The organism is Exiguobacterium sp. KJ 601, from assembly GCF_027161185.1.
In the GTDB taxonomy this organism is placed as follows: Bacteria; Bacillota; Bacilli; order Exiguobacteriales; family Exiguobacteriaceae; genus Exiguobacterium; species Exiguobacterium profundum.
Genome location: NZ_JADHZG010000003.1, coordinates 1 through 26,775, shown reverse-complemented (window position 1 = coordinate 26,775; position 26,775 = coordinate 1). Strand labels below are relative to the sequence as shown.

Genomic DNA, 26,775 nt, shown 5'->3' with positions numbered 1-26,775 from the left:
AAACGTTCGCCGAAGCGAACGTCCAGACTGTAGACAAAGTATAGGTCTTATGCCCAATCCGGACACGGCTCGCTTTCCTAGGGGCAAGCAGGGAGCCGCATCGCGACTGCGTCACTGCTGGGTCTCCCTTTGCTTGCTATTCCCTCAGGAGTCTCGCCTGCCCGTTCTTGGTCACCTTTCGTCCTTCGTCCCATATAATGGTGTGAGAAGAACACACAGGGGGCGAATCTAATGATCAACAAGTCGACACGATCCATCCTTCACGGTCTGACGAACGGAACGGATGTTGAACAGCGGCCCGAGGAGGATGATCTCGGCGTTTACCTTCCCTTTCCCCTGATACATCGATTCAAAGTAAATACCGAGCTTTTTCTTCGGCCGTCGTGGCCTTAGAAAAAGACAAACGGCCGCCAGATGACGACCGTTTGCGTTGCTCGCCCGACGGACGAGTTCGAACATGTTATTTGTCAATAAACTGAACGTTCGCCGAAGCGAACGTCTTATGCTTGTTCATGTAAAAAGTCGAGCAGCTTGGCTTCATCCCATACTTCGATTCCGAGAGATTCCGCTTTCGCCAGCTTCGAACCTGCTTTTTCACCGGCGACGAGCAAGTCTGTGTTCTTACTTACACTTCCCGTTACACTCGCTCCGAGAAGTTCAAGTTGTTTCCCAGCCTCGCCACGTGTCATCTCATGCAATTTCCCCGTCAATACGACTGTCTTCCCAGAGAGCGGTGCCCCTTCAGTCGTTGAACGCTTCATTCCTTTGAATGATAAGTTCACACCTGATTCCGCCAATTCTTTGACGAGTTCACGTGCTTCTGGTTTTTCGAAATAGAGGACAATCGATTCGGCCATCTTCGTCCCGATGCCATCGATGGATGTCAACTCTTCGACTGTCGCAGCGATGATTGCATCCATCGTCTCGAACCGTTCTGCAATTAAAGAAGCGGCCTTTTGTCCGACGAGTCGAATCCCGAGGGCGAAGAGCACCCGTTCCAATGAGTTTTGCTTCGATTGTTCGATTGCCGAGAGCAAGTTCGTCACTGACGTCTCGCCCATGCGCTCGAGTCCAAGTAAATCATCTCGGTCCAAGCGATACAGGTCGGCCACATTATGGACGAGCCCTGCTTCGTGAAGCTGCGTGATCACTTTCTCGCCGAGCCCGTCGATGTTCATCGCTTGTCTCGACACGAAATGGATGAGTCCTTCAAGCAGTTGAGCCGGACATTCCGGATTGACGCAACGATGATCCGCCTCTCCTTCGAGTCGAATCAACTCCGACCCACACGCCGGACAATGCGTTGGGAATTCAATCACCCGCTCTTCCCCACTCCGTTCACTCGCCAAGGCCGATACGACGGCCGGAATGACGTCTCCTGCTTTTTTGATGACGACTCGGTCACCGATATGAAGGTCTTTTTCTTTTATAAAATCTTCATTGTGAAGCGTCGCATACGTCACGGTCGAACCTGCCACAGAAACCGGAGCAAATCGCGCCCGTGGTGTGACCTTCCCCGTACGACCGACACTGAAATCGACGTCCTCAATTGTCGTCACAACTTCTTCTGCCGGGAACTTGTACGCGACGGCCCAGCGCGGACTTTTAGCGGTGAAACCAAGTTGTTCCTGTTCTTCATACCCGGCCACTTTGATGACGATCCCATCAATTTCATATGGGAGGTCACTCCGTTTTGTCACGTATGTCTCAATGTAATCCCACAGTTCATCCGCCGTCTGGCATGTTGTATAATCTCCGCTCACAGCGACACCGAGTCGTTTCAAATAATCGAGTGACTCGTCATGTGACGCGACAAGATCGTCTTGCGACACCAAACCGTATGCAAAGAACGCCAAGTTTCTCGACGCCGCAATTTTTGAGTCAAGTTGTCGAAGTGAACCGGCAGCTGCGTTTCTCGGATTTGCGAAAAGTGGCTCACCGACACGTTCTCGTTCATCATTCAATTGTTCGAACGAACGTTTCGGCATGTATGCCTCACCACGCACTTCAAACGTCACGTCCTCATTTAATCGAAGGGGAATGGAACGAATCGTCTTCAAGTTTTGCGTGATGTCCTCACCCGTCGTCCCGTCCCCGCGCGTCGCACCACGAAGGAGACGACCATTCTCATATTTTAACGAAACGGCGAGTCCATCAAATTTGAGTTCCGCCACGAATGTCGGTGTGTAACCGAGATCTTTCTCGATTCGCTCCACCCATTCCACAAGTTCCTCTTTCGAGAAGACGTTTCCAAGTGAGAGCATCGGTGTGTCATGTGTCACTTTGACGAATGCGTCGAGCGGCGCTCCTCCGACGCGTTGCGTCGGGGAGTCCGGTGTTCGAAGTTCTGGATAATCGGTCTCGATTTGAATCAATTCGTTCATCAATCGATCATACTCCGAATCCGGCACGCTCGGACGATCGAGCACGTAATACTCGTATCCGTATTGATTTAACGTTTGACGTAGCTCTTCTACGCGTTCTGCCATCTCCATATCCTCACCTCACGCTTTTTCGATAGGGGCAAACTTAGCCAACAGGCGCTTGATCCCGACTTCTGGGAATGCGATGTCGACTTCGAGTTGGTCGCCTTCACCACGTGTCTGCACGACCGTCCCTTGTCCCCATTTCTTATGATTTGCTTTGTCGCCGACGTTCCACCCGACTGTTTCGGCACCGGACGATTGGGCGAGTTTCGGCTTCGGTTTCGAACTAAAGCCATTCACCGGTAACTTCCCTGGTGACTCGACCGGGTTCCATGGCATTGGTTTTCTCGCCTTACCGGACCGCTCCAACAACGTTTCCGGCAATTCATGCAAGAATCTCGACTCCGGGTTGTTTTGGAAGCGACCATATAGCATCCGTGACTGGGCACGTGTCAAATAGAGACGCTTCTCGGCACGGGTGATTCCGACATACGCAAGACGACGTTCTTCTTCCATCTCTTCCTCGTCGTTCAAGGCACGGCTGTGCGGGAAAAGTCCTTCTTCCATTCCAATCAAGAAGACGACCGGGAATTCAAGTCCCTTCGCCGAGTGCAACGTCATCAACGTGACTTGATGCGACTCATCGACTTTATCGAGTGAATCGAGGTCTGAGACGAGCGTCAAATCGGTAAGGAAGGCGACGAGCGTCTGTTCATCGCTCTCTTTCTCAAAGTTTTGGGCGACCGACAGAAACTCTTGCAAGTTCTCGAGTCGGCTTTCCGCTTCAAGAGTCTTCTCGATTTTGAGCATCTCTTCATATCCTGTCTTTTTCAATACCTCTTCGACGAGTTCTGAAATGGAGAGGTAGTCCGCCATCTGCCGTAAATCCAGCATCATTTGGCGGAATTCCGCGAGTTTCGTCGCAGTGCGTGGGGCGATGCCTGACAATTCGATGTCACGAATCGCATCCATAAGTGAGACGCCTTGCATATCTGCAAAGTCACCTAGTTTATCAATCGTCGCGGCACCGATTCCGCGTTTCGGCTCATTGACGATGCGAACGAACGAGATGTCCTCATCCGGGTTGGCAATCAATCGCAAGTATGCGAGGACGTCCTTGATCTCTTTTCGCTCATAGAACTTCGTCCCGCCGACCATTTTGTATGGGATGTTCGACTTGAGGAGCATCTCCTCGAGTCCACGTGATTGAGCGTTCGTCCGATAAAGGACCGCCATCTGTCCGTAGTCCATCCCTTCCATCTTCAGCTCTTTCATCTGGTTCATGATGAAGAACGCTTCGTCGCGATCGTCCGATGCGACATGGAGCAACAGTTTCTCTCCTTCGTCATTTTCAGTCCACAAGTTCTTATCTTTGCGGGAAGCGTTGTTTTGGATGACACCGTTCGCCGCCTCCAAAATCCGTTTCGTCGAACGATAGTTTTGTTCGAGCAAGATGACATGTGCGCTCGGATAATCTTTCTCGAACGTCAAGATGTTGGCGATGTCGGCACCGCGCCAACGATAAATGGACTGATCCGAGTCCCCCACGACACACAAATTCTCGTGTGCCTGCGCGAGAAGTTTGACGAGTGTATATTGGGCACGGTTCGTATCCTGATACTCATCGACATGGATGTACTTAAATTTTTTCTGATAGAACGCCAACACATCCGGCGCTTCTTGGAATAAGTGAATCGTCTTCATAATCAAATCGTCAAAGTCGAGAACATTATTTTGTTTCAACTTTTTCTCATACGCTGTGTAGACGTCCGAGATGATTCGCTCGTACGGATTGTTCCCAACGAGGGCAGCCGCATCTTTCGCCGTACGCAGCTCATTTTTATGATTTGAAATCATCCCGAGAAGGGTACGCGGTTCGTACTTCTTCGGGTCGAGGTTCAATTCTTTCAACACCTGTTTGATCGCTGTCAATTGATCTGAGGCATCTAAAATAGAAAAGCTCCGGTCATAGCGGATGCGATCGATATCACGTCGTAAAATCCGGACACACATGGAGTGGAATGTAGAAATCCAAATGTCCTCGGCGACACCACCCACAAGACGCGCAATCCGATCTTTCATTTCTCGTGCTGCCTTATTCGTGAACGTGATCGCTAAAATGTTCCACGGTGCCACTTGCTTCGCCGCCATCAAATAGGCGACACGATGGGTCAAGACACGAGTCTTCCCAGACCCTGCACCCGCCATAATCAACAGCGGGCCATCCGTATGCTTCACCGCTTCTGCTTGTTCCGGGTTCATCCCTTTGACTAATTCTTCGCTAAGATTATACATAATTGTTTCCTTCCTTGTTCCAAACGTTTGTTCTTATTTTATCGGAGTGCTCGTACAGTCGCAAGTGCTCCAGCTAAGTCTTCATAAATGATATTGCCGACAACAATCGTGTCGACATGTGCACCCATTAATCGTGCCGTCTTTTCTCCCTCGATGCCACCACCGTAAAAGAGATGTGCATCAGGTAACGCCAAACGAATCTCTTTGACGACATCAGGATTCCCGAGTCGTCCACTATATTCGATATAGAGCGAGGGAAGACGGAACAAGTGATGTCCAACTTCCGCGTATGCCACGGACTCTTCGATCGTCAAATCGCATCGTGCTTCCGTCACGTCAGCGACTTTCGCGTCCGGGTTCAAGACGAGATACCCTTGAGCCGTTACAAGACGGGCATCAAAGAAATGGCCGTATCGTTCAAACGCACGAGCATGATGTCCAATGATCCATTCCGGAGTTCCTGCATTCAGCACGGTGGGCACGAAGTAATGATTGAATCCGTGGATGACTTGACTAGGATGACTAATCTCAAGTGCGATTGGAATCCCGGCATCTCGGACTCTCGCATATAGCGCAAATGTATTCTCTGCATCAACTCCATCCGTCCCTCCAATCAAAAAGGCGTCGGTCCCAGAATGGATGAGGGCCTCGAGCGCCTCATCTGTGAGTTCCTTATTCGGATCTAGTTTAAACACATGTCGCCACGTCTGAAATTCCAACTCATTCCCTCCTATCGAATCCTTCTCTAGTGTATCGATTTTTTTCCTCCCGTGCATCTCCCCAACAAAAAAAGACTTGCCGAAGCAAGTCACGAACGTGCCGTACGATTCCGTTCCCGATCCGTCAACCATTTCGCAACAAGCAAGGCGAATAGACCGTAAACGGGGACGAACCAGAGCGGATTCGCTAAAAAGAATCCGAGCACCGGTATGTCAAGGAGCGGCGAGTCCGGTGAACAGAGTGCCGTTCCATTGACGATGGCGATAAACGGAAGAACCGGAACAATAAAGACGTATCCGAAGTTGATCCAAAATGCTTTCATATGACAATCTCCTTATCCTAAGATGATTGATTCTTTCGGATAGTTATACATCCGCTTCGGTTGTCTCCGTTGCAGGATGAGAATGAAGGCGATGACGCCGATCCGACCGATGAACATGAGAATCGTCAACACCCATTTTCCAACGTTACTAAATTCGGAGGACAATCCGACGGATAGGCCCGTCGTCCCGAACGCAGAACACGCCTCGAATAAGATTCGTGTCAACGAAGCATCCTCAAAATAAGCCATGACCATGACACCTGATAGTAACACGGCAAGCGAGACCGTAATGATCACGAACGCTTTCCAAATATCTTCAAGGACGATTTCACGACCGAAAATTTTAATGGACGAGTCCCCGCGAATGAAGGCGATGACAGCGAGAACGGCTACAGCAAACGTCGTCGTCCGAATCCCCCCACCGACAGACGATGGAGACGCCCCGATGAACATAAGGATGGACAGAAGCAACATGCTCGCTTCAGAGAACAAATTGACATCGACCGTCGATAGACCACCATTTCGTGTCGTCACGGACTGGAACAACGAATCCGATAGTGCCAACCAGAGCGGCAAGTCCTTAAAGGCATTGTTGTATTCAAAGATGAACAAGCCGACCGTACCGACAGCAATCAAAATAAAGAATGTCGAGACCGTCAATTTCGTGAACAATGAGAATCGGCTTGGGAACGTGTGACGTTTCCGTGTGATTCGGCTCACCAAGTATGTTCGAATCTCTACGAGCACCGGGAATCCGATGGCACCACCGGTCATGAGCGCGATTTGCGTAAAGATGACGAACGGGTCCTCACGGAATGGCGCGAGCGAACTTCCCGTAATGTCAAACCCGGCATTCGTCGTCGCACTGATTGACCCGAACAATCCTTGTAAGAAGGCTTCTCCGATGGTATCAAAATAATTTAAGTAATGGACCCCGAGCACGACTGCACCGACCGCCTCGATGGCGATAACGGTGATCACGATTTCCGTGATGTATTTAACAATACCAGACATGGACGTCTGGTTTTGGTCGCGTAAAATCAGTTGTCTTTCCCTAAACCCAATCCGTTTCCCGAGTAAAATCCACATGATGACATGCAAACTGATCAATCCGACACCGCTCACTTGGACGATGAAGAGAATGATAAATAAGCCGAACGTGGAGAAGGTATCGGTGACTACAATCGGTGTCAGGCCGGTGACACTGACACAGCTCACCGCAAAGAAGACAAGGTCGGTAAACGTGATCGTCACTCCAGGCTTATGGGCGATTGGTAAGGCGAGGAGCAAAACTGATAAAATCGCTGCCGCACTATAAATTAACACGAGTGTTTGGACCGGTGTTAAACTTCGAAAGAACAATTGTAAGTTCAGTTTCATGAATTTCTGTTGCATCTCGCCCCTCCCCTCCATCAAAAACAAGATGACTCTTACGAGTCACCTTTTGTTTGTTGTAGACGTTCAAGAGCGAGATCGTATCCGCCTGTCCCATAGTTCAAGCATCGCTTCACACGTGAAATCGTGGCCGTTGAGGCGCCTGTCGCTTCCTCAATTTTATGATACGTGTTTCCTTCACGAATTTGCCGCGCCACTTCAAGTCGTTGCGCAAGTGCTTGAATTTCATTAACAGTCGCTAAATCTTCGAATAATTGATAACAGTCTTCGAGTGTCTCGAGCTTCAAAATCGCTTCAAATAATTGATCGAGCTCTCGACCTCGTAATTTATCGAGTTGCATCCGCAAGCATCCTCTCTACTCATACTTCTTTCTCATTCTAAAGCAGGGGCGCCCCGGACTCAACTATTCATCGCAAAATCGCAGGAAATAGTACTTGTTTCTTCATGACTTCGTAAATGCCGAGAGGTGTCGCCCGAACATACGGCAAATGGGTAGACGCTAAAAATAGTAATGTATAGATCGGGTCTTCGAACTGATAGCCCCTCGCCATGAGCTCGTCTCGCAGCTGTTTCTCTTGACCGATGAGTGTTTCGAGTGGCTCCGTCGACGTCATCCCACAGAGTGGTAACGGAATCTCCGCAACGATTTCGCCCTGGTCTACGAGGACAATCCCGCCTCCGAGCTCGTTCATTCGTTTGAACGCCAGTAACATATCCTGTTTACATTTTCCTAAAATCAAGTAATCCCCACTGATTGAGTACGAACTGACAAGTCCACCGAAATCTCGGGCGAAACCTTTCAAGACCGTGTTCAATCGCCATTTCCCTTCTTTATCAAGCAACATGAGAAACGATTCGTCTCCATCACGCGGTAATTCATCTTGACCCGTGTCATGCGTAATTTTAAACAGCTTCATGATGACCGAGTTGATCATGTCGAGTCCGACGGGCATGCTGAAGGACAAGTCTTGTGGCGTAAGCTCGATTGAAACGTCTGTCGACGGCATCATGTCGAGGACTGCTTCCACTAATTCGTTCGGGAAAAGCGATACCCCATCACGATAAATCCATTGCCCTTTCGCGATCACGGCCGTCGGACGCGGTTCCTCGATGGCATCTAGAATGTTCAAATGCGCGATGCGGCCTGGCGCAATTGCACCTAAAATATGATCGAGGTCAAAATGACGAGCCACGTTATGAGAGACAATCCGGTAGGCTTCGATGGCCGGTAATCCCGCTTCGATCAAAATGCGGACGAGAGCATCCTGCATGCCGTCCTCATAAAAGCCCGGTGTCGAACCGTCCGTCGTTACCATGAGATGGTCGAACGCCGTCAGTCCATTCGCCAATAGGTCACGAATCATCCCCGGAAGGTCCGGACGAATCGAGGAATGTCGAAGCGTCGTCGTATACCCTAGTTCCAATCGATTGAACGCCTCTTCCGCCGTCATCGCCTCATGGTCGCTGTGTACTCCCATCAACGCCATTTTAGTCAATGTTTTTGGCGACGCCCCCGGAAAATGTCCCTCGACCGGCAAACCGCACGTCTCGGCGTCAAGCATCCACTGAAGCATCTCATCATCGCCCTTCAAGGCGCGCGGCCATGCCGTCAATTCACCTGCCATGACGACGTCCGGATGGTTAAACCACGCGTGAATGCGTTCCGAGTCGACAGTCACGCTCTCCCGGTCCAACTCCGTTTGCGTATCCAGACGGGCCCACCAATACGTACTCGTCGGCAATTGTTGAATCTCATCGAGTTGCGCAAACGCTTGCCCTTCCTCTTGTAAAAAAAGCAGCATGTTGTCATTGACGAGCGTCGTCGTTCCACGCTCTCCTGCATATTTTGACAACGTCGCCGGATTGTATAATTGAAACGGATGAGCGTGAGGCTCGATATACCCAGGTACAATATACTTTCCTGTCACATCGACCGTTTCGACCGCTGATTCTGGTAAGTCTGGACCGACATACACGATGCGATCTCCCTCAATCCAAATATTCGCGGTTCTCCATTGTTTTACGTAGACGTTCAAATACGTTGCGTTTTGTAAGACGAGCGAAGGTGGCCGCAATCGATCTACGACTTCAAGTTGTGAACGAATCATCACTTTAGACCACGGTGCCCGCGCCGTTCTTTTTGTTGGCATCGAACCCAATCCTCCCTTTTTCCCTTTCAAAGCTATAAAAGAATAATTTTGAAAGCGTTTTCTTTACCTGTTTCAAGTTTACCTTTTCTCTGAATGGGTCGCAAGTTATGTTCCCTATTGTAACAAATTTCACATATGTTTTTCACAAAAAAGGCGACTCTTCCTATGAAGAGTCACCTACATCAAATTTGAGTCATGACGGTTTTACGTAAGTACAGGTGCAATTGATTGACCGGAATCGGTTTACTGTAATGATAACCTTGAATGAGCGAACCACTATATTCTAATACGAACGCAAGCTGTTCCGGTCGCTCGACCCCTTCCGTGACAATCTCGAGTCCAAGCGTTTGGAAAGTTTGATATAGCCCTTCTAACAGCGCGCGGTCAAATTTATTCTCCGGAATCCCTTTCACGAAGTTTTGATCGATTTTAACGATGTCGAGACACAGGGATTGCAAGTATGAAAGCGACGATGTTCCGACACCGAAGTCATCAAGTGATATTTTGACACCGATGGCCTTTAACGCTTGAATGAATTGTTGAAGTTCATACACATTCCCACCGACTTCACTCTCTGTGATTTCCACATGCAACCGGTGTGGGGGAAATCCTGTCTTAGCGATCGTTTCCTCCAACGCTTCTAAAAACGAGCCGTCTAAAATCTGACGTTTCGAGACGTTAATGGATAAAAATAAGTCAAGTCGCTCTGCGTACTCTTGAATCTCCTTGATGGCGCGCACAAGCACCCAGCGTCCCACATCCGAGATGAGCCCGAGTTGTTCTGCAACCGGAATGAACACGCCGGGAGAGACGAATCCTTTCTGTGGATGGTGCCATCGAATCAACGCCTCGACTCCTCTAACTTGAAACGGCTGCGGAGAGACGATTGGTTGGTAATAGAGTTCGAACTCATCATGACGCAACGCATGACGTAAATCACGTTCCATCTCGAGCGCCTGCAAGTAATGACTCCCATCTTCAATCTCATGATAGGAAAGAATCTGATCTTTCCCGGATGCTTTGGCTTCGTGTAAGACGACATCGAGTCGCGCCATCATCACCTCATAGGAATGATGCGTGGGGCCAGTCAATTCGTCGATGCCGATACTCAAGGTCAAATGGTTCATCCCTTGCTTCAAACCCCATTCGCGCAAATCTTTCACCAATTGATTGGCGATGATCATGAGCTCCTCAGTCGTCCATTTCGGATGAATCAAGATGAACTCGTCCGCTCCGATTCTCGCAACGAAGCCATCCTCTTTATAAAACATCAAACGAGAGGCAAAGAACGTCAGCATCGCATCTCCCGTACGCTGACCAAATTGATCGTTGATGCGACGGAAGTTGTCGAAATCGATTCCCATCACGCCAATCGATCGGGTCGTGTCCGGTAAGCTCACGAACATCTCTTCGACTGCCAAGCGGTTCGGAAGACGGGTCAAGGAATCGCGGAAGGCACGCGTCAACGATTCCTTTTGTGTCTGTTCGAGTGCATCGAGCACCTCGTTCATGCTGATGGCCATCTCTTCGATTTCGTCTTGTTGATTCGGATGCAACTGAATCCGTAACCGACTATTCCGTTCTTTCGTGATCCATTTCAGTTCGTTGACGATGCCCATCAATCGTTTCGTGACAATTTGATTCACTGACCAAAACAGTGTCAACAATAGACCAAGACCGAGGACAAGAAGCCCGAGCATCCCTGTTTCTAACATGGTCTGCGTGTTGGTATAGTACGTTCGCTTCACCGAGAAGTTGAGTTCCCAGTTCGCATCTTGATAGACGGATTGAAGCGGTAACGAGACACGGGCAAACTGATTGTCTAAATCGACCGTCAACTGCCGGTGAGAAAGCGGGCTGATCGATAATTTCGTTTTTGCTTGGGCACTCATCGCGGCCATGAAGTCTGGACCGATTTTTTGAATGAGCACGAGCGTCCCACCGGATTCTCCCGTCCCGTCACTCCTCATAATCGGATGACTCATGAAGACGACCGGGCCGAAATCGGTGCCATACACCGCACTTTGTTTGATTCCTGACGAGTTGACGTAACGGATCAAACCGTTCGTGAAGGTCTCCTTGTCCTCTTCACGATCCAATTCATAAAATTGATTAAACTCCGAGTAGACGACCTCTCGATCACGGTCGAGGAAAATCATTGCGCCGACTCCTAAGTTTTCGAGTGTCTCTTCCCCCATGTTATTTTCAATGAATGTTTCATTCTGATTTTGAACAAAATCATAGGCATCCGTCCAGACTGACCAATCGACAAGAATCCGCTCGAGCATGAGTCGGTGATTGGCGAACACTTCCGATACACTTTCGATTTGATCACGGGTCATCGCCCTGTCCTGTTCAATACTTTTCTCTACAAAATACGGTTTGATGACGAATAAAATGACACCGATGAAGAGTACGATGTTCACGGCTATCGCAATAAATAATTTTGTTTGAACACGCAGGCCGACCACCCTCCTTCTTCAAGCTACTTTATTATTGTAGAACAGGATATCGGCATTTCCTTTTTTTCGCATGAAAAAAAGGATGGGTTGACCCATCCTTCAAATAATCTGCGTGAACGCCCGTGATCCGATGTCCGTTCGGTGGAACGTTTCAGGTAAATCGAGTTGTGAAATTGCCGCATACACAGCCGTTTTCGCCTCAAGCAGTGTCGGCTTCGTCGCCGTCACAACGAGTAGACGACCTCCGCTCCCTACGACTTGATCACCCTTCTTTGTCGTGCCGGCATGGAAGACAAGCACATCTTTCGGAAGTGACTCAAATCCTGATAACACCTGGCCCGTGATCGGTCGGTCCGGATACCCTTCGGCCGCAATGACGACACCTATCGTGTATCCGTCAATCCATTCAACCGAATACGATTCTTGTCGAACGACCGCTTCAATCACGTCCAGGAGCGGCGATTTCAAGTTCGGCAAGATGACTTCTGTTTCCGGGTCACCGAAACGTGCGTTGAATTCGATGACTTTTGGTCCATTTGCCGTCAAGATGAGACCGGCGTACAAGAATCCTTCAAATGGAGTGCCTCGCTTGACCATCGTCTGCGCGAGTGGTTCTAATACGGTCTTCACCGATTCCTCATACACGTCCTTTGAAAGATGTGGCATCGGGCTATAAGCGCCCATACCACCCGTGTTCGGTCCCCTGTCACCGTCATAGGCACGTTTATGATCTTGCGAGGTGATCATCGGAATGACACGCTCTCCCGAGACGAACGCCATGAGCGAAAACTCTTCCCCATCGAGGAACTCTTCGATGACGACTTGTGACTGTTGCCCAAATTTATCCGTCGTGAAAATATCACGTACGGCAGCTTCCGCCTCTTCGACCGTGAATGCAACCGTGACGCCTTTACCGGCCGCCAATCCGTCCGCCTTGACGACGAGTGGTGCCCCTAACTTCTCGATATAGGCAAGCGCCGATTCCGCTTCTGTGAACGCCTCGTATGCCGCTGTCGGAATCCCGGCTTCCATCATGACTTCCTTTGCGAACGCCTTGCTTCCTTCGAGTAAGGCAGCCGCTTTCGTCGGTCCAAAGATGTTCAGTCCTTTGGCACGGAACGTATCCACGACTCCTGCCATGAGTGACGACTCCGGTCCGACAATCGTCCATTCGATCTCGTTCTCTTCTGCGAAATGGGCGAGCGCCTCCACGTCTGTTTCATGGATCGACACACACGTCATCCCTTCCATAAAGTCGTTGCCCGGTGCAACGAAGACGTGATGCCCGTCTTGTTTCAACTTCCACGCGAGCGCATGCTCGCGTCCTCCTCGACCGATGACCAATACGTTCATGACGCAAACCCCTCTCAGTGTTTGAAATGTCTGACTGATGTGAATACCATCGTGATACCATGGCGATTTGCCGCTTCAATCGATTCGGCATCGCGAATCGACCCACCCGGTTGGATGATGGCCGTGATTCCCGCTGCCGCTGCCGCTTCGACCGTATCTGCCATCGGGAAGAAGGCATCACTTCCGAGAGCCGCGCCTGTCGCGCGTTCTCCAGCTTGTTCGAAAGCGATTTTTGCTGCACCGACGCGGTTCATCTGTCCGGCACCGATTCCAATCGTCGTTTCGTCTTTTGCGACGACGATAGCGTTCGATTTGACATGCTTGACGACACGCCATGCAAGTTTCAAGTCTTCCCATTCTGATGCTGTCGGACGACGATCCGTCACGATTTGGCATGAGGCATCATCGAGTGTCATGTCATCCCCGTCTTGTACGAGCAATCCTCCCGCGACAGCCGTGAGGCGCATGCCTGTCATCTGTCCCATATCTAACGTCAACAAACGAAGATTCTTTTTCTCTTTCAATCGGTCAAGTGCTGCCTCACTAAAGGATGGAGCAATGATGATCTCTAAAAAGATGTTGCGAAGGGCATCCGCCGTTTCGAGATCGACTTCACGGTTTAAGGCGACGATTCCACCAAAGATGGAGACCGGGTCGGCAGCATGGGCTCGTTCGAACGCTTGAGAAATCGTCCGTCCGACTGCGACGCCGCATGGGTTCATGTGCTTGACAACGACTGCCGCCGGCTCAGTCAATTCACTGAGTGCTTCAAGTGCTGCATTCGTATCTTGAATATTGTTATACGAGAGCTCTTTCCCGTGAAGCTGTGTCGCATTCGCAAGTGTCATCCCGTCATATAACGGTGTCTTATAAAACGCCGCTTGTTGGTGTGGGTTCTCTCCATAACGAAGGTCTTGAACCTTTTCATACGTGACCGTCAACTGTTCTGGGAACGTTTCACCGATTTGACGACCTAAGTAGTCGGCAATTAACGCATCATAGGCAGCCGTATGTCGGAACGCTTTCGTCGCGAGACGTTGACGTGTTTCAAACGATGTACCGCCTCCACGTACTTCATCGGCGACGAGTGTGTAATCACTCGGGTCCACGACGACGGTGACACTCGCATGGTTTTTCGCAGCTGAACGCAACATGCTCGGTCCACCGATATCAATGTTTTCAATCGCTTCTTCGTATGTCGTATTTTCTTTTGCAATCGTCTCTTTGAACGGATACAGATTGACGACCACATAATCGATTGGTTCGATGTGATGATCTTTCATTTGTGCGACATGCGTATCAAGGTCGCGACGTCCGAGCAATCCTCCGTGAACGAGTGGGTGCAACGTTTTGACACGGCCGTCTAACATTTCAGGGAACGATGTCACTTCTGAAATGTTTTTGACTGGTAATCCTGCCTGTTGAAGCGCCGCCTCGGTCCCACCTGTTGAGATGAGCTCGATGCCCGCCTCATGCAAGACGATTGCGAGTTCGACAATTCCCGTTTTATCAGAAACACTTAATAATGCTCTCACTTGAAAACCTCCTGTTGATTCAACACTTGTTGTAATACGCGCGGATACAGTTGGTGCTCGATCGTCTGAATACGACGTGTCGCCTCGGTGCGGTCACACCCTTCAATCTCGACGGACGCCTGTGCGATGATCGGACCCGTGTCCATCCCCGCATCCACATAATGAACGGTTACACCACTCGTCGGTACGTTGGCGTCAAGCGCCTGTCCGATCGCGTCTTTACCTGGAAAAGCGGGTAAAAGCGATGGATGAATGTTTAGAATACGGTTCGGATATGCGGATAGTAACACATTTCCGATCAAGCGCATATACCCCGCCAACACGATATAGTCTACACGAAGCGTACGGAGCAGGACGAGGATCTCTTCCTCGAACTCTTCTTTTGACGCGTACGCCTTCGGTGTAAACGAAAAACTCGGGATCCCGTAACGCTCCGCTCGATCGAGAACAGTGGCTTCTGGTTTGTCCGTCACGAGCAACACGCATTCGGCCGAGAGTCTCCCTTCGGCGATTTCTTGCCAGATCGCTTCGGCGTTACTTCCCGATCCTGACGCAAAGATGGCAAATCGTTTCATTGGTCCACTCCTGAAATCCGGATGCCTGGACGACTCTCGACTTTCCCGATTCGGTGCGCAGTCTCCCCGACACGTTCAAGCGCCGCTTCGACGAGTTCCACGTCTTCAGGACGTACCGTGATCATATAACCGATCCCCATATTGAAGACGTTGAACATTTCTTGCTTCGAGATGTTCCCGACTTGTTCGAGCCAGTCGAATACAGGAAGACTCGGCCAACTCGAGGCATCGAACGTGATGCCGAGACCTTCTGGCAACATGCGAGGGACATTCTCATAGAAGCCACCACCTGTGATGTGTGCCATCCCTTGAACCTTCCCTGTCGAAATCGCCGCTTTCGCCGCTTCGGCATAAATCCGTGTCGGCAACAGCAAGGCGTTCCCGAGTGTCGTATCGAGCATCGCAATCTCATCCGTATAATGAAGACCTTGTGATTCAACAATATGACGTACAAGCGAGAATCCATTCGAGTGGACGCCTGAAGATGCAAGTCCGAGCACAACGTCTCCATCCTGAATCGTCGAACCGTCGAGCAAGTTTTCTTTCTCCACGACACCGACCGCAAATCCAGCAATATCATATTCGCCATCCGGATACATCCCCGGCATTTCAGCGGTTTCGCCACCGACGAGGGCGCAGCCGGCTTGGACACATCCTTCCGCAACACCGGCGACGATTCGCTCAAGTTTAGCCGGTTCTGCTTTTCCGGTCGCAATATAGTCGAGGAAATAGAGCGGTTCTGCCCCATGCACGAGACAATCGTTGACGCACATGGCGACGCAGTCGATTCCAATCGTGTCATGCTGGTCGAGCGCGAACGCCAATTTCAGTTTCGTCCCGACCCCGTCGGTCCCGCTCACGAGAATCGGGTGTTTCATGTTCATCGAACCGAGATCAATCATCGCTCCGAAACTACCGAGTCCTGTCATCACTTCCGGACGCATTGTCCGAGCAACATGACGTTTCATACGGGATACGGCCTCGTACCCTGCTTCTAAATTCACACCCGCTTGTTCATAACGAACGCTCATTGCATTTCCCCCTTAAGCCTTTGTCTCTGTCACGAGTTCTGCAAGTTCAGTCGGATAAAGTCCCGTGAAGCATGCAGCACACTGCCCGCGTAGTGCTCCTTCAAATGGACGATCGATGGCTTCGACCGTTCCATCCAATGTGAGGAACGCTAGTGAATCGGCACCAATCTCTTCTCTGATTTCTTCAACGGATTTGGTTGCCGCAATTAACTCTTCCTTGGTCGATGTATCGATTCCGTAGTAACACGGATGTTTGATCGGTGGTGACGTGATGCGCACATGCACTTCCGTCGCGCCTGCCTCCCGGAGTAACGAAACGATTCGACGACTCGTCGTTCCTCGGACGATGGAATCATCGACCATGATGACGCGTTTCCCGTTTACGACACCGCGTAACGCTGACAACTTCATCTTCACGCCGCGCTCCCGTAATTCCTGGGACGGTTGAATGAACGTACGTCCGACGTAACGGTTTTTAATGAGTCCCATTTCGTATGGGATTCCGCTCGCCTCAGCGTAACCGATTGCCGCGGAAATACTTGAATCCGGCACACCTGTCACGACATCTGCTTCGACCGGTGCTTCTTCAAACATCTTTTTCCCCATGGCTTTACGTGCCGTATGCACGTTGATACCATCGATGATAGAGTCCGGTCGTGAGAAGTAGATGTATTCCATTGAACACATGGCACGGACTGCCGCTTCACTGAATCGCTCCGACGTGATTCCTTCATTCGTGACCATGAGCAATTCTCCTGGTTCAACATCTCGTACGTACGTCGCCCCCACGACGTCAAACGCACACGTTTCCGAAGCGAACACGTAAGCCCCGTCTTCGGTTTGTCCAAGTGACAATGGACGTAACCCATGCACGTCGACACCGACGTACAGTGCATCTTCCGTCAAGAATAGGAAAGCGAATGCCCCTACGAGACGAGCCAAGCTGTCGGCGATTCGTTCTTTCAACGAATTGCCGCGACTTCGCTTGATGAGGTGAGCCACGACTTCCGTGTCGGACGTCGTCTGGAAGATCGCGCCTTCCGCTTCGAGCATATGTTTCAATTCGTTCGCATTCACGAGGTTTCCGTTATGCGCCATCGCCAAATCCCCAGTCAACGACTTGAAATGGAGCGGTTGAACGTTCTCTAACGTATTGCCGCCTGCCGTTGAGTAGCGGACATGCCCAATCGCATGATTCCCCGTGAGTGTGTCGAGTGACGTCTCATCGAACACCTCGGTAACGAGACCGAGTCCTCGTTTCGCATGGAGACGTTCTCCGTCTGCCGTGACGATCCCCGTTCCTTCTTGGCCACGGTGTTGCAAGCTGTGCAGTCCGTAATAGGCAAGGTGTGAGGCTTCGATGTGACCGAACACACCGAAGACGCCGCACTCCTCGTTCATGCCTCGGATGTCATATAACATGGAATAGCTCCTTCCCATACACGTTCCAACTCTTTCACGTCCATTTCAATCAAGCGGTCGCTTGCGCGAACGACAAGGGTCGGGGCTTCTGTCACTGTCCCGATTGCTGTCCCGTTCGTCATGCGCGCGAATGACTCGGCATGTGCCTTGTCTACTGTCACGAGGAAACGTGACTGGGATTCACTAAATAGTGCCGTCACAAGGTCTGTGTCGATCGTCACGTCCATGCCGAACCCTGTTCCAAAGACCAGTTCCGGTAACGCTGCCGCAAGACCACCTTCTGACACGTCGTGTGCCGCCGTGACCAGACCTTCACGGATCGCGTGAAGCAATACCTTCTGTGTCTGACGTTCTTCTTCAAGGTCGAGTGTCGGTGCATGACCGCTCACTTTTCCGTCTTGCAACATTTGAAGGGCACTTCCGCCAAATTCTGCTTTTGTCTCACCGAGTAAGAAGACGACGTCTCCCGCTTGTTTCGCAAACGATGTCGTAATATGTTCTGGTTTTTCGATGAGTCCGACCATTCCAACGACCGGTGTCGGGTAGATGGCTTGTCCGTTCGATTCGTTATACAGCGATACGTTCCCACCGATGACCGGCGTATCAAGCGTACGACACGCTTCTGCCATTCCTTCGACGGCTTGATCGAGCTGCCAGAACCCTTCCGGTTTATCCGGGCTCCCGAAATTGAGGCAGTCCGTCAAAGCGAGTGGTTCTGCACCACTTGCGACGATGTTTCGCGCCGCCTCCGCGACAGCGATGGCTCCACCGACACGTGGATCGAGATAGACATATTTTGCGTTGCAGTCCGTCGTCATCGCGAGCGACTTCTCCGTCTCACGAATGCGAATGACTGCGGCATCACTACCCGGTGCGACGACTGTCGACGTTTGTACCATATGGTCATATTGCTCATACACCCAACGTTTCGAGGCGATGCTCGGCATCGCAAGGACGTCTTTCCATGTCGCCATCACATCTTCGACGACTGGTGTGACCGGCTCCATCGCTTGGAATGCTTCGTAATATGCCGGGACTTTAGACGGTTTATGATAGACAGGAGCGTCTTCGGCGAGTGCATCGACCGGTACTTCCGCCGCGACTTCACCTTGATGAACGAGACGAAGTACTTTTTCTTCAATGACTTCTCCGACTTTGACTGCATGAAGTCCCCACTTCGTGACGATTGCTTCGATTTCGTCTTCATGTCCAGCTTTGACGACGAGAAGCATCCGCTCTTGCGATTCCGATAGCATCATCTCGTAAGGTGTCATGCCTGTCTCACGTTGTGGGACGAGGTCTAGATTCATCTCGATTCCCATCCCTGCTTTCGATGCCATCTCTGCTGACGATGACGTCAATCCGGCTGCGCCCATGTCTTGAATCCCGACGAGCGCGGGGTGCTTGATGACTTCGAGACACGCTTCGATCAAGAGCTTCTCCATGAACGGGTCTCCGACTTGGACGGCTGGACGTTTCTCGTCCGCGTCTTCCCCGAGTTCTTCAGAAGCGAACGTGGCACCATGGATTCCGTCACGTCCAGTCGTTGCTCCGACGTACATGACCGAGTTCCCGACACCTTCCGCGATTCCTTTTTGAATGTCTTCATGACGGATGAAGCCGACGCACATTGCGTTGACGAGTGGATTTCCTGAGTAAGCCGGGTCAAAGGCGACTTCCCCACCGACAGTCGGGATGCCGACACAGTTCCCGTATCCAGCGATGCCGGATACGACATGACCGAATAAATGTTTCACACGTGATTCGTTCAAATCTCCGAAACGGAGTGAGTTCAATAAAGCAATCGGACGGGCGCCCATCGAGAAGATGTCACGGATGATTCCGCCAACACCAGTCGCCGCTCCTTGATAAGGCTCGATCGCGGATGGATGGTTATGACTCTCGATTTTAAAGGCGACGGCTTGGCCGTCTCCGATGTCGACGATTCCAGCTCCTTCTCCCGGTCCTTGTAAGACGTGCTTGCCGGTTGTCGGAAACTTCCGGAGCACCGGTTTCGAGTTTTTGTACGAACAGTGTTCAGACCACATGACCGAGAAGAGACCGATCTCTGTATAATTCGGTTCCCGGCCAAGCAGTGAGACGACGAGCGCGTATTCGTCGTCCGATAATCCCATCGTGGCATAGATCCGTTCATCACGGATTTGTGTAGCTGTCGGTTCAGTTGTAAGTAACATGTCGTGCCCCCCATTTTACGATTGACGTGAATAACCGTTTACCGTCTTCCCCACCGAGCAACGCTTCGACCGCACGCTCCGGGTGTGGCATCATGCCGAGTACGTTCCCTGCCTCGTTCGTGATGCCGGCGATGTTTTCGACCGATCCGTTCGGGTTCTCTTTATAGGTGAACGCAATCTGGCCATTTGCCTTCAATGCCGCAAGTGTCGCATCATCACAGTAGTAGTTGCCCTCACCGTGTGCGATTGGCACGCGAATCGTTTCCTGTGCCGCGTACTCACTTGTGAACATCGTCTCGTTGTTTTCGACGACGAGGTCGACGGTCTTACACATGAATTTCAAATCGCGGTTTCGCATCAATACGCCTGGGAGGAGTCCCGCTTCGACGAGCACTTGGAATCCGTTACATACCCCGAGTACCGGGCGTCCTTCTTCCGCGAAACGCTTCACTTCAGCCATGATTGGTGAAAACTGGGCGATTGACCCGCAGCGCAAGTAGTCTCCGTATGAGAAACCGCCTGGTAAGAGGACCCCATCGAATCCTTCAAGTGAAGTCTCTGTATGGAACACGTATTCCGCTTCTTCCCCGAGCACATCTTTTACCGCGTGGTACATGTCGAGGTCACAGTTTGATCCTGGAAAGACGATGACCGCAAACTTCATGCGAGTACCCCCATCTCGATTTCATAATTCTCAATGACCGTATTGACGAGTAACTTCTCACACATCTCTTTGACCATGTTTTCTGTCGTGTCGTCCGCTACTTGAAGCTCGATCACTTTCCCGATGCGCACCGATTCAACTCCAGCGAATCCGAGATGTTCGAGCCCGCCTTTTACGGCAACTCCTTGTGGGTCGAGTACACTTTCACGTAATGTCACATACACGTTTACTTTTTTCATTGTCCGTTTCCCCCTATGCGTGTTAACAATTGTCCATACGTCTCAGTCAAAGAACCTAAATCGCGACGGAATACATCTTTATCAAGCTTTTGTTTCGTTTCTTTGTCCCAAAGGCGGCACGTATCCGGTGAGATTTCATCCGCCAAGATGATCGTCCCATCCACTTTTCCAAACTCTAGTTTGAAATCGATCACGTCGATGCCGTGTTGACCAAAGAAATCGAGCAAGACATCGTTTACCCAAAGCCCGAGTTGTCGCAATGTTTCGACTTCTTTGTGTGTAGCAACTTGCAATAATCGGATATGATCCTCCGTGAGGAGTGGGTCCCCAAGCGCATCGTCCTTATAATAAAACTCGACAATCGGTGCGAGGAGCGGTTTTCCTTCTTCCCAACCGAGACGTTTCGCCAGACTACCGGCCGCGACGTTGCGGACGACCACCTCTAACGGAATGATGTCGACACGACGGACCAACTGTTCCCGGTCTGAGATTCGTTTGATAAAGTGCGTCGGAATCTTGTTGTCATGCATCAATTCGAACAACTGGGTCGTGATGGCATTGTTTAAAATCCCCTTCCCATCAATCGACTCTTTCTTCTCTCCATTGAATGCTGTCGCATCGTCTTTATAGTACACACGAAGCACACCCGCTTCTTCTGTCTCAAATAACGCCTTCGCCTTGCCCTCATAAATTGCTTTCATCTGAACCGTTCCCCCTTAAAAGTGAGAGGGGCTTGTCGCCCCTCAACGATTACAAACCACAGCGTTCAAAAATCGTATCGACACGGCGTACGTGATAACGCGGGTCGAACAACTCATCGAGCTCTTCACTCGTAAAGAGTGCGCCCATCTCTTTGTCCTCTTCAATCAATGTACGGAACATCGTCTCTTCTTCCCATGCCTGCATCGCTTTCGGTTGAACCGCGTCGTATGCTGCTTCACGTGACCAGCCCTTCTCGATGAGACCGAGTAAGATCCGTTGCGAGAAGATGATCCCGAACGTACGGTCCATATTGCGGCGCATGTTGTCCGGGAAGACCGTCAAGTTCTTCACGATGTTACCGAAACGGTTCAACATGTAGTTGAGGAGAATCGTCGCATCCGGAATGATGATTCGTTCTGCTGATGAGTGCGAGATGTCACGTTCATGCCAGAGTGGGACATTCTCGTATGCTGTCATCATATGACCGCGAATGACGCGTGCAAGACCCGTCATATTTTCAGAACCGATTGGGTTACGTTTATGCGGCATCGCAGAAGACCCTTTTTGTCCTTTCGCAAAGAACTCTTCCACTTCGCGTGTCTCTGTTTTTTGAAGTCCACGAATCTCGGTTGCCATCTTTTCAATCGATGTGGCAATCAATGCGAGTGTTGACATGTACTCGGCATGACGGTCACGTTGGAGTGTCTGTGTTGAAATCGGTGCAGCTTGGATACCGAGCTTGTCACAGACGTATGACTCGATGAACGGGTCGATATTCGCAAACGTCCCAACCGCTCCGCTCATCTTCCCGAATTCAATCGTTTCGCGAGCTGCCATGAAGCGTTTTTTGTTTCGTTTCATCTCTTCATACCAGAGGGCGAGCTTCAGACCGAACGTGGTCGGTTCCGCGTGAACGCCATGGGTACGTCCCATCATGATGTCATACTTATGTGCTTTCGCTTTTTCTGCGAGAATACCGATGAAGCGATCTAAATCGGCTTCTAAAAGATCATTCGCCTGTTTGATTAAGTACGAGAGTGCCGTGTCGACGACATCCGTCGACGTCAATCCGTAATGTACCCACTTTTTCTCTTCTCCGAGTGTCTCGGAAACGGCACGAGTGAACGCAATCACATCATGACGTGTCTCTTGTTCAATCTCTAGAATGCGATCAACATCGAACGATGCCTTGTCCCAAAGAACTTGTACATCTTCTTTCGGGATGATACCGAGTTCACTCCAAGCCTCACAGGCATAAAGTTCAACTTTTAACCAAGCCTCGAATTTGTTCTGATCAGTCCAAATGTTTGCCATCTCTGGGCGGGTGTAGCGTGAAATCATAAAACGGTCTCCTTCCAAATTGCCAGTTGTTCGATGGTATGAAGCGCTTCTTCGACCGTGTCACCAAGGACGTTCAAATGTCCCATTTTGCGACCTGTCTTCGCTTCATCTTTTCCATACAGATGTAGTTTAACATTCGATGGCAATGCTTTGACATGAAGTCGTGGCATATGCTCGCCGAGAAGGTTGACCATGACGACAGGCGATGTCAATCTCGTCCGTCCGAGGCGCATCCCGGTCACGGCTCGAATGTGTTGTTCAAATTGTGAGGTTTCACAAGCGTCAATCGTGTAGTGCCCGGAGTTGTGCGGACGCGGCGCAAGCTCATTCACATATAGACGGTCATCCGCCATGACGAACAGCTCGACAGCGAGCGTTCCCATTAAGCCGATATGGTCTGCAAGCTGGAGAGCGAGGTGTCTTGCATCCTCTTGAATCTCATTTGATACGCGAGCCGGTACAATCGATAAATGTAGGATGTTGTTGTGATGAATGTTTTCACTGATTGGGAATGTCGACGTTTCGTCATACCCTCTCGTCACAATGACTGAAATTTCTTTTTCAAATGGCAACCAAGCTTCGGCGACATATTCCTGCTCGACAAAATGTTCAACGAATGTCTGAAGGTCATGTTCCGACCGAATGACCGTCTGCCCTTTCCCGTCATAACCGAAGCGACACGTTTTGATGACAAAAGGTAAGCCGAGCTTCTCATATGCCTGCCGTACATCTCGAACCGTACGTACCGAAACATACGGTGCGACACGTAGTCCTGCTGATTCAATCATCTGTTTCTCTAAGATGCGATGTTGCGTCGCCTTCAACACGTCCATACCTTGTGGGCATTTTTCTTCGATGGCTGCAATCATTTCCGTATCGATGTTCTCAAATTCATACGTCACAACGTCTGAACGAGCAGCGAGTTCTTTTGCGGCATCGACATCATCAAATGAGGCAACAATTGAATCTGCCACTTGAGCAGTCGGTGCATCTGGGTTTGGATCGAGACAAAGTGTCGTGTATCCCATTGCACTCGCACTGAGTGACATCATCCGGCCAAGTTGTCCTCCACCTAAAATTCCGATTCTCATCAGACCAACTCCTCCGTTCCTCGCATCGCCATCTCTTGTTTCTTCTCACGAAATGCATCAAGTCGATTTGTAATGTCTGTGGAGTGGATGCTGAGGATTTGAGCAGCCAATAACCCTGCATTCGTTGCTCCCGCTTTTCCGATGGCAACAGTTGCTACTGGAACTCCTGCAGGCATCTGAACAATGGAGAGGAGCGAATCCATTCCATTGAGTGCTTTCGACTGAACCGGGACACCGATGACAGGAAGTGTCGTTTTCGCAGCGACCATTCCAGGAAGGTGGGCTGCCCCACCAGCACCCGCAACGATCACTTGGATGCCTCTGCTTCGTGCCTCTTCAGCATATTCGAACATAAGGTCTGGTGTACGGTGAGCTGATACGACTTGTTTTTCATATGGAATCTGTAATTCATCCAACACGTCACACGTATGTTTCATCGTCTCCCAATCAGATGAACTTCCCATGATTACTCCAACTGCTACGTTCATTCCCAATGTCCCCCTTACAAAAAGAAATCCCTAAACCGACAATCAGTTTAGGGTATAGGCATGACAAATACACGTCCGCTACACCCCATAGTCTGATCAGAATCGGTGATCAGGTAGAAACTTGCAAGCCATTTCCTTGCGATTATATGGAGCACTATTTATTTTTCTTATCTCACACGCCTATCGTACCTTGTTCTTTGAAAACATGTCAATAAACTGCGAACATTTTAATTGTCTGAATATTTATCGTTCGCTTTTTGGGTGTTATCAGCACAATCTTCTCCGATAATGTATGCTATTGAAAAGGGGGAGTTCGATGAGTTACATATCGAGTCTTAGAGAAGTGATTGGCAACCGTGTCCGATCATCAGTGTGGGAGCGACCATTTTGGTCATCAATCAAAAGAAAGAGGTACTGATGCAATTCCGATCGGATACACTTGACTGGGGATTACCAGGAGGATCGATGGAACTCGGAGAAACATTGGAAGAAGTCGCTGCAAGAGAAGTGAACTACTCGCCACTTATTTGCTTCGCAAATTGAAGTGGGAGCTTCTTGGGAAGACCGTACTTTTATTAGCCACGATTGTTTACCAAGCTCGTCGGGTGGTTCCCACCCTGAAGGAATTCGTTTTAGTTTGCCAACATCAACAGGTTGATGCTCGCGTTCATGTCACGGTCATGATGCGCGCCACAGGCACACGTCCATTCACGGACATCCACCGTCTTCTTCTCGCCTTTTACTCCGCAAGTGGAACAGATCTGGGTCGATGCGAACCAAGGGTCTGCCTTGATGAGTGTCCGTCCATAGAAGTTTGATTTATATTCGAGTTGACGGACGAACTCGTACCAACTGACGCCCCCGATGGACTTGGCGAGCTTATGGTTTTGCATCATATCCTTCGACTTCAATGTCTCCACGACGATGACTTGGTTCTCGTCAACGATCCGTCTCGACAGTTTGTGAAGGAAGTCCTGGCGTTGGTTGGTAATCTTTTCGTGTTTTTTAGCTAAAAGTAATTTGGCTTTTTCACGATTCTTGCTTCCAATCTTCTTTCGCGACAGCGCCCGCTGTGCCTTTTTGACCTTCGCTTCGGACTTACGAAGGAAACGTGGGTTTTCGTTCTTCTCCGAGACCATCGCATCGTTCGTCATGACGGCGAAGTGTTCCAGGCCAAGATCAATCCCGACCTTGTTCTCGGCTGGGATCCATGGTTCATCGTTCTGTTTGACGAGCAGGGAGACAAAGAACTTGCCTGTCTTGGTCATCGACACCGTCGCCGACCGGATGACGCCCTCGAACGGACGATGTTGGGTGAACCGCACGAACCCGACCTTCGGCAGCCGAACCTTGCTCGCCTTGATGCGGATCGTACCGTGCTGGTTGTTCGTCGTGTAGGAGGCGCGCGACCGCCGTCTCGATTTGAAGGCTGGGAAGCCGCCCGTACCGGCGAAGAACTTCGCGAACGCGGCGTCGAGGTTCAGCTTCCCGTTCCTCGCCTTCGCCTCCTCGCGGATGGCGATGCGGTCCTCGAGCAGCTTATTGTAGATGAACCGTGCGCAGCCGATCGTCTTGATGAGGAACTCTTCCTGTGCCGGCGTCGGGTGGAGCCTATATTTATAGCCTTTCAGCATGTTCGTCCCTCCTCCCCTACGAAGATCGTGATGTGTCCTCCTCATCCGATACCCGCGGAGGGAGAGGAAGAATCTGACGGAATCCCGAACCTTTGTTCGTCACATCTGTCACAGGAGGAGAAGACTATTGGATTGGGCGATTCATCCCCCACCTACGCGGGCTACGGCCCGAGGCGCTTAGAGGAGGGAGAATTCTCGCCTGATTTAGTTAAAGACATAAAAAAGCCGTCACACAGATAGTGTGACGACTTGGCATTAGGATTCTTTAGAGACGCATTCAAATAAAATCGATTGATGGGAATGGACAGGTTCATCTTTGGCTCCCGTTTGCTCAAAGACGGGCTTTTCAATACGGCGTATAGGACGATAACCCATTTCATTGATTCGATCTAAACATTCACTGACCGTTTCATTTGGTTCGACATATACTTTGATCTTCTTAGCCATTGCTTCTTACGTCCTCTCTTCCACTAAGCTGAATCGATGATATGAAAAAACGGCGGCCCTTGAGCGAATGCTCCAGAACCACCGTTTGCCTGGCAACGTCCTATCCTCACAGGGGGAGATCCCCCAACTACTTTCGGCGCTGAGACGCTTAACTTCCGTGTTCGGCATGGGAACGGGTGTGGCCGTCTCGCTATCGCCACCAGACTCTACAGGGCTTGTTCCCTGAAAACTGAGGATTCATCAACACAAACCATTAGACTAGATCAAAGCCTCGACCGATTAGTATC

Annotated in this window: 22 protein-coding genes, 1 rRNA gene, 1 pseudogene and 1 riboswitch; of the genes and pseudogenes, 1 reads left to right on the top strand and 23 read right to left on the bottom strand. The window is 50.4% G+C overall.

Going from position 1 to position 26,775, the window contains the following annotated elements; genetic code table 11:
* Positions 1 to 500: 500 nt before the first annotated feature.
* The 20 genes from ligA to purE all read right to left on the bottom strand — a co-directional run bounded on the left by ligA (position 501) and on the right by purE (position 24,407).
* Entirely contained in the window at positions 501 to 2,495 is a 1,995-nt protein-coding gene (ligA, locus tag IRJ25_RS12305) for an NAD-dependent DNA ligase LigA (protein WP_269318385.1), read from the bottom strand.
* A gap of 9 nt (positions 2,496 to 2,504) precedes the next feature.
* The gene (pcrA, locus tag IRJ25_RS12300; RefSeq protein ID WP_269318383.1) at positions 2,505 to 4,721 is read right to left on the bottom strand and encodes a DNA helicase PcrA; all 2,217 of its coding nucleotides are present in this window, start codon (positions 4,719 to 4,721) and stop codon (positions 2,505 to 2,507) included.
* 38 nt (positions 4,722 to 4,759) lie between these two features.
* The gene (locus IRJ25_RS12295; RefSeq protein WP_269318382.1) at positions 4,760 to 5,440 is read right to left on the bottom strand and encodes a heptaprenylglyceryl phosphate synthase; all 681 of its coding nucleotides are present in this window, start codon (positions 5,438 to 5,440) and stop codon (positions 4,760 to 4,762) included.
* 89 nt (positions 5,441 to 5,529) lie between these two features.
* A complete protein-coding gene (locus IRJ25_RS12290; RefSeq protein WP_074037828.1) occupies positions 5,530 to 5,763 on the bottom strand; it encodes a hypothetical protein in 234 nt (77 codons plus the stop codon).
* 12 nt (positions 5,764 to 5,775) lie between these two features.
* Positions 5,776 to 7,158: a TrkH family potassium uptake protein gene (locus IRJ25_RS12285; RefSeq protein ID WP_078146261.1), complete on the bottom strand. Its 1,383-nt coding sequence runs from the start codon at positions 7,156 to 7,158 to the stop codon at positions 5,776 to 5,778.
* Positions 7,159 to 7,193: 35 nt separating this feature from the next.
* On the bottom strand, positions 7,194 to 7,499 hold the full coding sequence (locus IRJ25_RS12280) for a YerC/YecD family TrpR-related protein (RefSeq protein ID WP_214731732.1): 306 nt from the start codon (positions 7,497 to 7,499) through the stop codon (positions 7,194 to 7,196).
* A gap of 67 nt (positions 7,500 to 7,566) precedes the next feature.
* Entirely contained in the window at positions 7,567 to 9,309 is a 1,743-nt protein-coding gene (locus tag IRJ25_RS12275; RefSeq protein WP_269318380.1) for an adenine deaminase C-terminal domain-containing protein, read from the bottom strand.
* Positions 9,310 to 9,491: 182 nt separating this feature from the next.
* Positions 9,492 to 11,780: a bifunctional diguanylate cyclase/phosphodiesterase gene (locus IRJ25_RS12270; protein WP_269318379.1), complete on the bottom strand. Its 2,289-nt coding sequence runs from the start codon at positions 11,778 to 11,780 to the stop codon at positions 9,492 to 9,494.
* A gap of 90 nt (positions 11,781 to 11,870) precedes the next feature.
* Positions 11,871 to 13,124, bottom strand: coding sequence for a phosphoribosylamine--glycine ligase (gene purD, locus IRJ25_RS12265; protein ID WP_269318378.1), 1,254 nt, complete (start codon positions 13,122 to 13,124; stop codon positions 11,871 to 11,873).
* 14 nt (positions 13,125 to 13,138) lie between these two features.
* The gene (gene purH, locus IRJ25_RS12260; RefSeq protein WP_264093178.1) at positions 13,139 to 14,659 is read right to left on the bottom strand and encodes a bifunctional phosphoribosylaminoimidazolecarboxamide formyltransferase/IMP cyclohydrolase; all 1,521 of its coding nucleotides are present in this window, start codon (positions 14,657 to 14,659) and stop codon (positions 13,139 to 13,141) included.
* A complete protein-coding gene (gene purN, locus IRJ25_RS12255) occupies positions 14,656 to 15,234 on the bottom strand; it encodes a phosphoribosylglycinamide formyltransferase (protein WP_269318377.1) in 579 nt (192 codons plus the stop codon). The genes purH and purN overlap by 4 nt, the downstream gene beginning before the upstream one ends.
* The gene (purM, locus tag IRJ25_RS12250; protein ID WP_074037834.1) at positions 15,231 to 16,265 is read right to left on the bottom strand and encodes a phosphoribosylformylglycinamidine cyclo-ligase; all 1,035 of its coding nucleotides are present in this window, start codon (positions 16,263 to 16,265) and stop codon (positions 15,231 to 15,233) included. The genes purN and purM overlap by 4 nt, the downstream gene beginning before the upstream one ends.
* Before the next feature lie 12 nt (positions 16,266 to 16,277).
* Positions 16,278 to 17,687, bottom strand: coding sequence for an amidophosphoribosyltransferase (purF, locus tag IRJ25_RS12245; protein ID WP_159563484.1), 1,410 nt, complete (start codon positions 17,685 to 17,687; stop codon positions 16,278 to 16,280).
* The gene (gene purL, locus IRJ25_RS12240) at positions 17,663 to 19,882 is read right to left on the bottom strand and encodes a phosphoribosylformylglycinamidine synthase subunit PurL (RefSeq protein ID WP_074037836.1); all 2,220 of its coding nucleotides are present in this window, start codon (positions 19,880 to 19,882) and stop codon (positions 17,663 to 17,665) included. The genes purF and purL overlap by 25 nt, the downstream gene beginning before the upstream one ends.
* Positions 19,866 to 20,546: a phosphoribosylformylglycinamidine synthase subunit PurQ gene (purQ, locus tag IRJ25_RS12235; RefSeq protein ID WP_015880709.1), complete on the bottom strand. Its 681-nt coding sequence runs from the start codon at positions 20,544 to 20,546 to the stop codon at positions 19,866 to 19,868. The genes purL and purQ overlap by 17 nt, the downstream gene beginning before the upstream one ends.
* A complete protein-coding gene (purS, locus tag IRJ25_RS12230) occupies positions 20,543 to 20,785 on the bottom strand; it encodes a phosphoribosylformylglycinamidine synthase subunit PurS (protein ID WP_159563481.1) in 243 nt (80 codons plus the stop codon). Before purS ends, purQ begins: the two co-directional genes overlap by 4 nt.
* A complete protein-coding gene (purC, locus tag IRJ25_RS12225) occupies positions 20,782 to 21,486 on the bottom strand; it encodes a phosphoribosylaminoimidazolesuccinocarboxamide synthase (RefSeq protein ID WP_159563480.1) in 705 nt (234 codons plus the stop codon). The genes purS and purC overlap by 4 nt, the downstream gene beginning before the upstream one ends.
* Positions 21,487 to 21,535: 49 nt before the next feature.
* On the bottom strand, positions 21,536 to 22,828 hold the full coding sequence (gene purB / locus IRJ25_RS12220; protein ID WP_015880706.1) for an adenylosuccinate lyase: 1,293 nt from the start codon (positions 22,826 to 22,828) through the stop codon (positions 21,536 to 21,538).
* A complete protein-coding gene (purK, locus tag IRJ25_RS12215) occupies positions 22,825 to 23,919 on the bottom strand; it encodes a 5-(carboxyamino)imidazole ribonucleotide synthase (RefSeq protein WP_269318375.1) in 1,095 nt (364 codons plus the stop codon). The genes purB and purK overlap by 4 nt, the downstream gene beginning before the upstream one ends.
* Positions 23,919 to 24,407, bottom strand: coding sequence for a 5-(carboxyamino)imidazole ribonucleotide mutase (purE, locus tag IRJ25_RS12210; RefSeq protein WP_264093176.1), 489 nt, complete (start codon positions 24,405 to 24,407; stop codon positions 23,919 to 23,921). Before purE ends, purK begins: the two co-directional genes overlap by 1 nt.
* A gap of 68 nt (positions 24,408 to 24,475) precedes the next feature.
* Positions 24,476 to 24,577: riboswitch (purine riboswitch) on the bottom strand.
* 146 nt (positions 24,578 to 24,723) lie between these two features.
* On the opposite strand from purE, the pseudogene IRJ25_RS12205 reads away from it, so the two are divergent.
* Positions 24,724 to 24,917 (top strand): annotated as a pseudogene (locus tag IRJ25_RS12205) (NUDIX domain-containing protein); the annotation flags it as partial.
* Between the two features lie 122 nt (positions 24,918 to 25,039).
* On the opposite strand, the gene IRJ25_RS12200 reads toward IRJ25_RS12205, so the two are convergent.
* The 3 genes from IRJ25_RS12200 to rrf all read right to left on the bottom strand — a co-directional run bounded on the left by IRJ25_RS12200 (position 25,040) and on the right by rrf (position 26,692).
* Positions 25,040 to 26,041 carry an RNA-guided endonuclease TnpB family protein gene (locus IRJ25_RS12200; RefSeq protein WP_269318374.1) on the bottom strand — a complete coding sequence of 334 codons (1,002 nt, stop codon included), beginning with the start codon at positions 26,039 to 26,041 and terminating at the stop codon, positions 25,040 to 25,042.
* Positions 26,042 to 26,296: 255 nt separating this feature from the next.
* A complete protein-coding gene (locus IRJ25_RS12195) occupies positions 26,297 to 26,488 on the bottom strand; it encodes an NETI motif-containing protein (protein ID WP_015880702.1) in 192 nt (63 codons plus the stop codon).
* Positions 26,489 to 26,575: 87 nt separating this feature from the next.
* Positions 26,576 to 26,692 (bottom strand): 5S ribosomal RNA (gene rrf, locus IRJ25_RS12190).
* Positions 26,693 to 26,775: the final 83 nt, after the last annotated feature.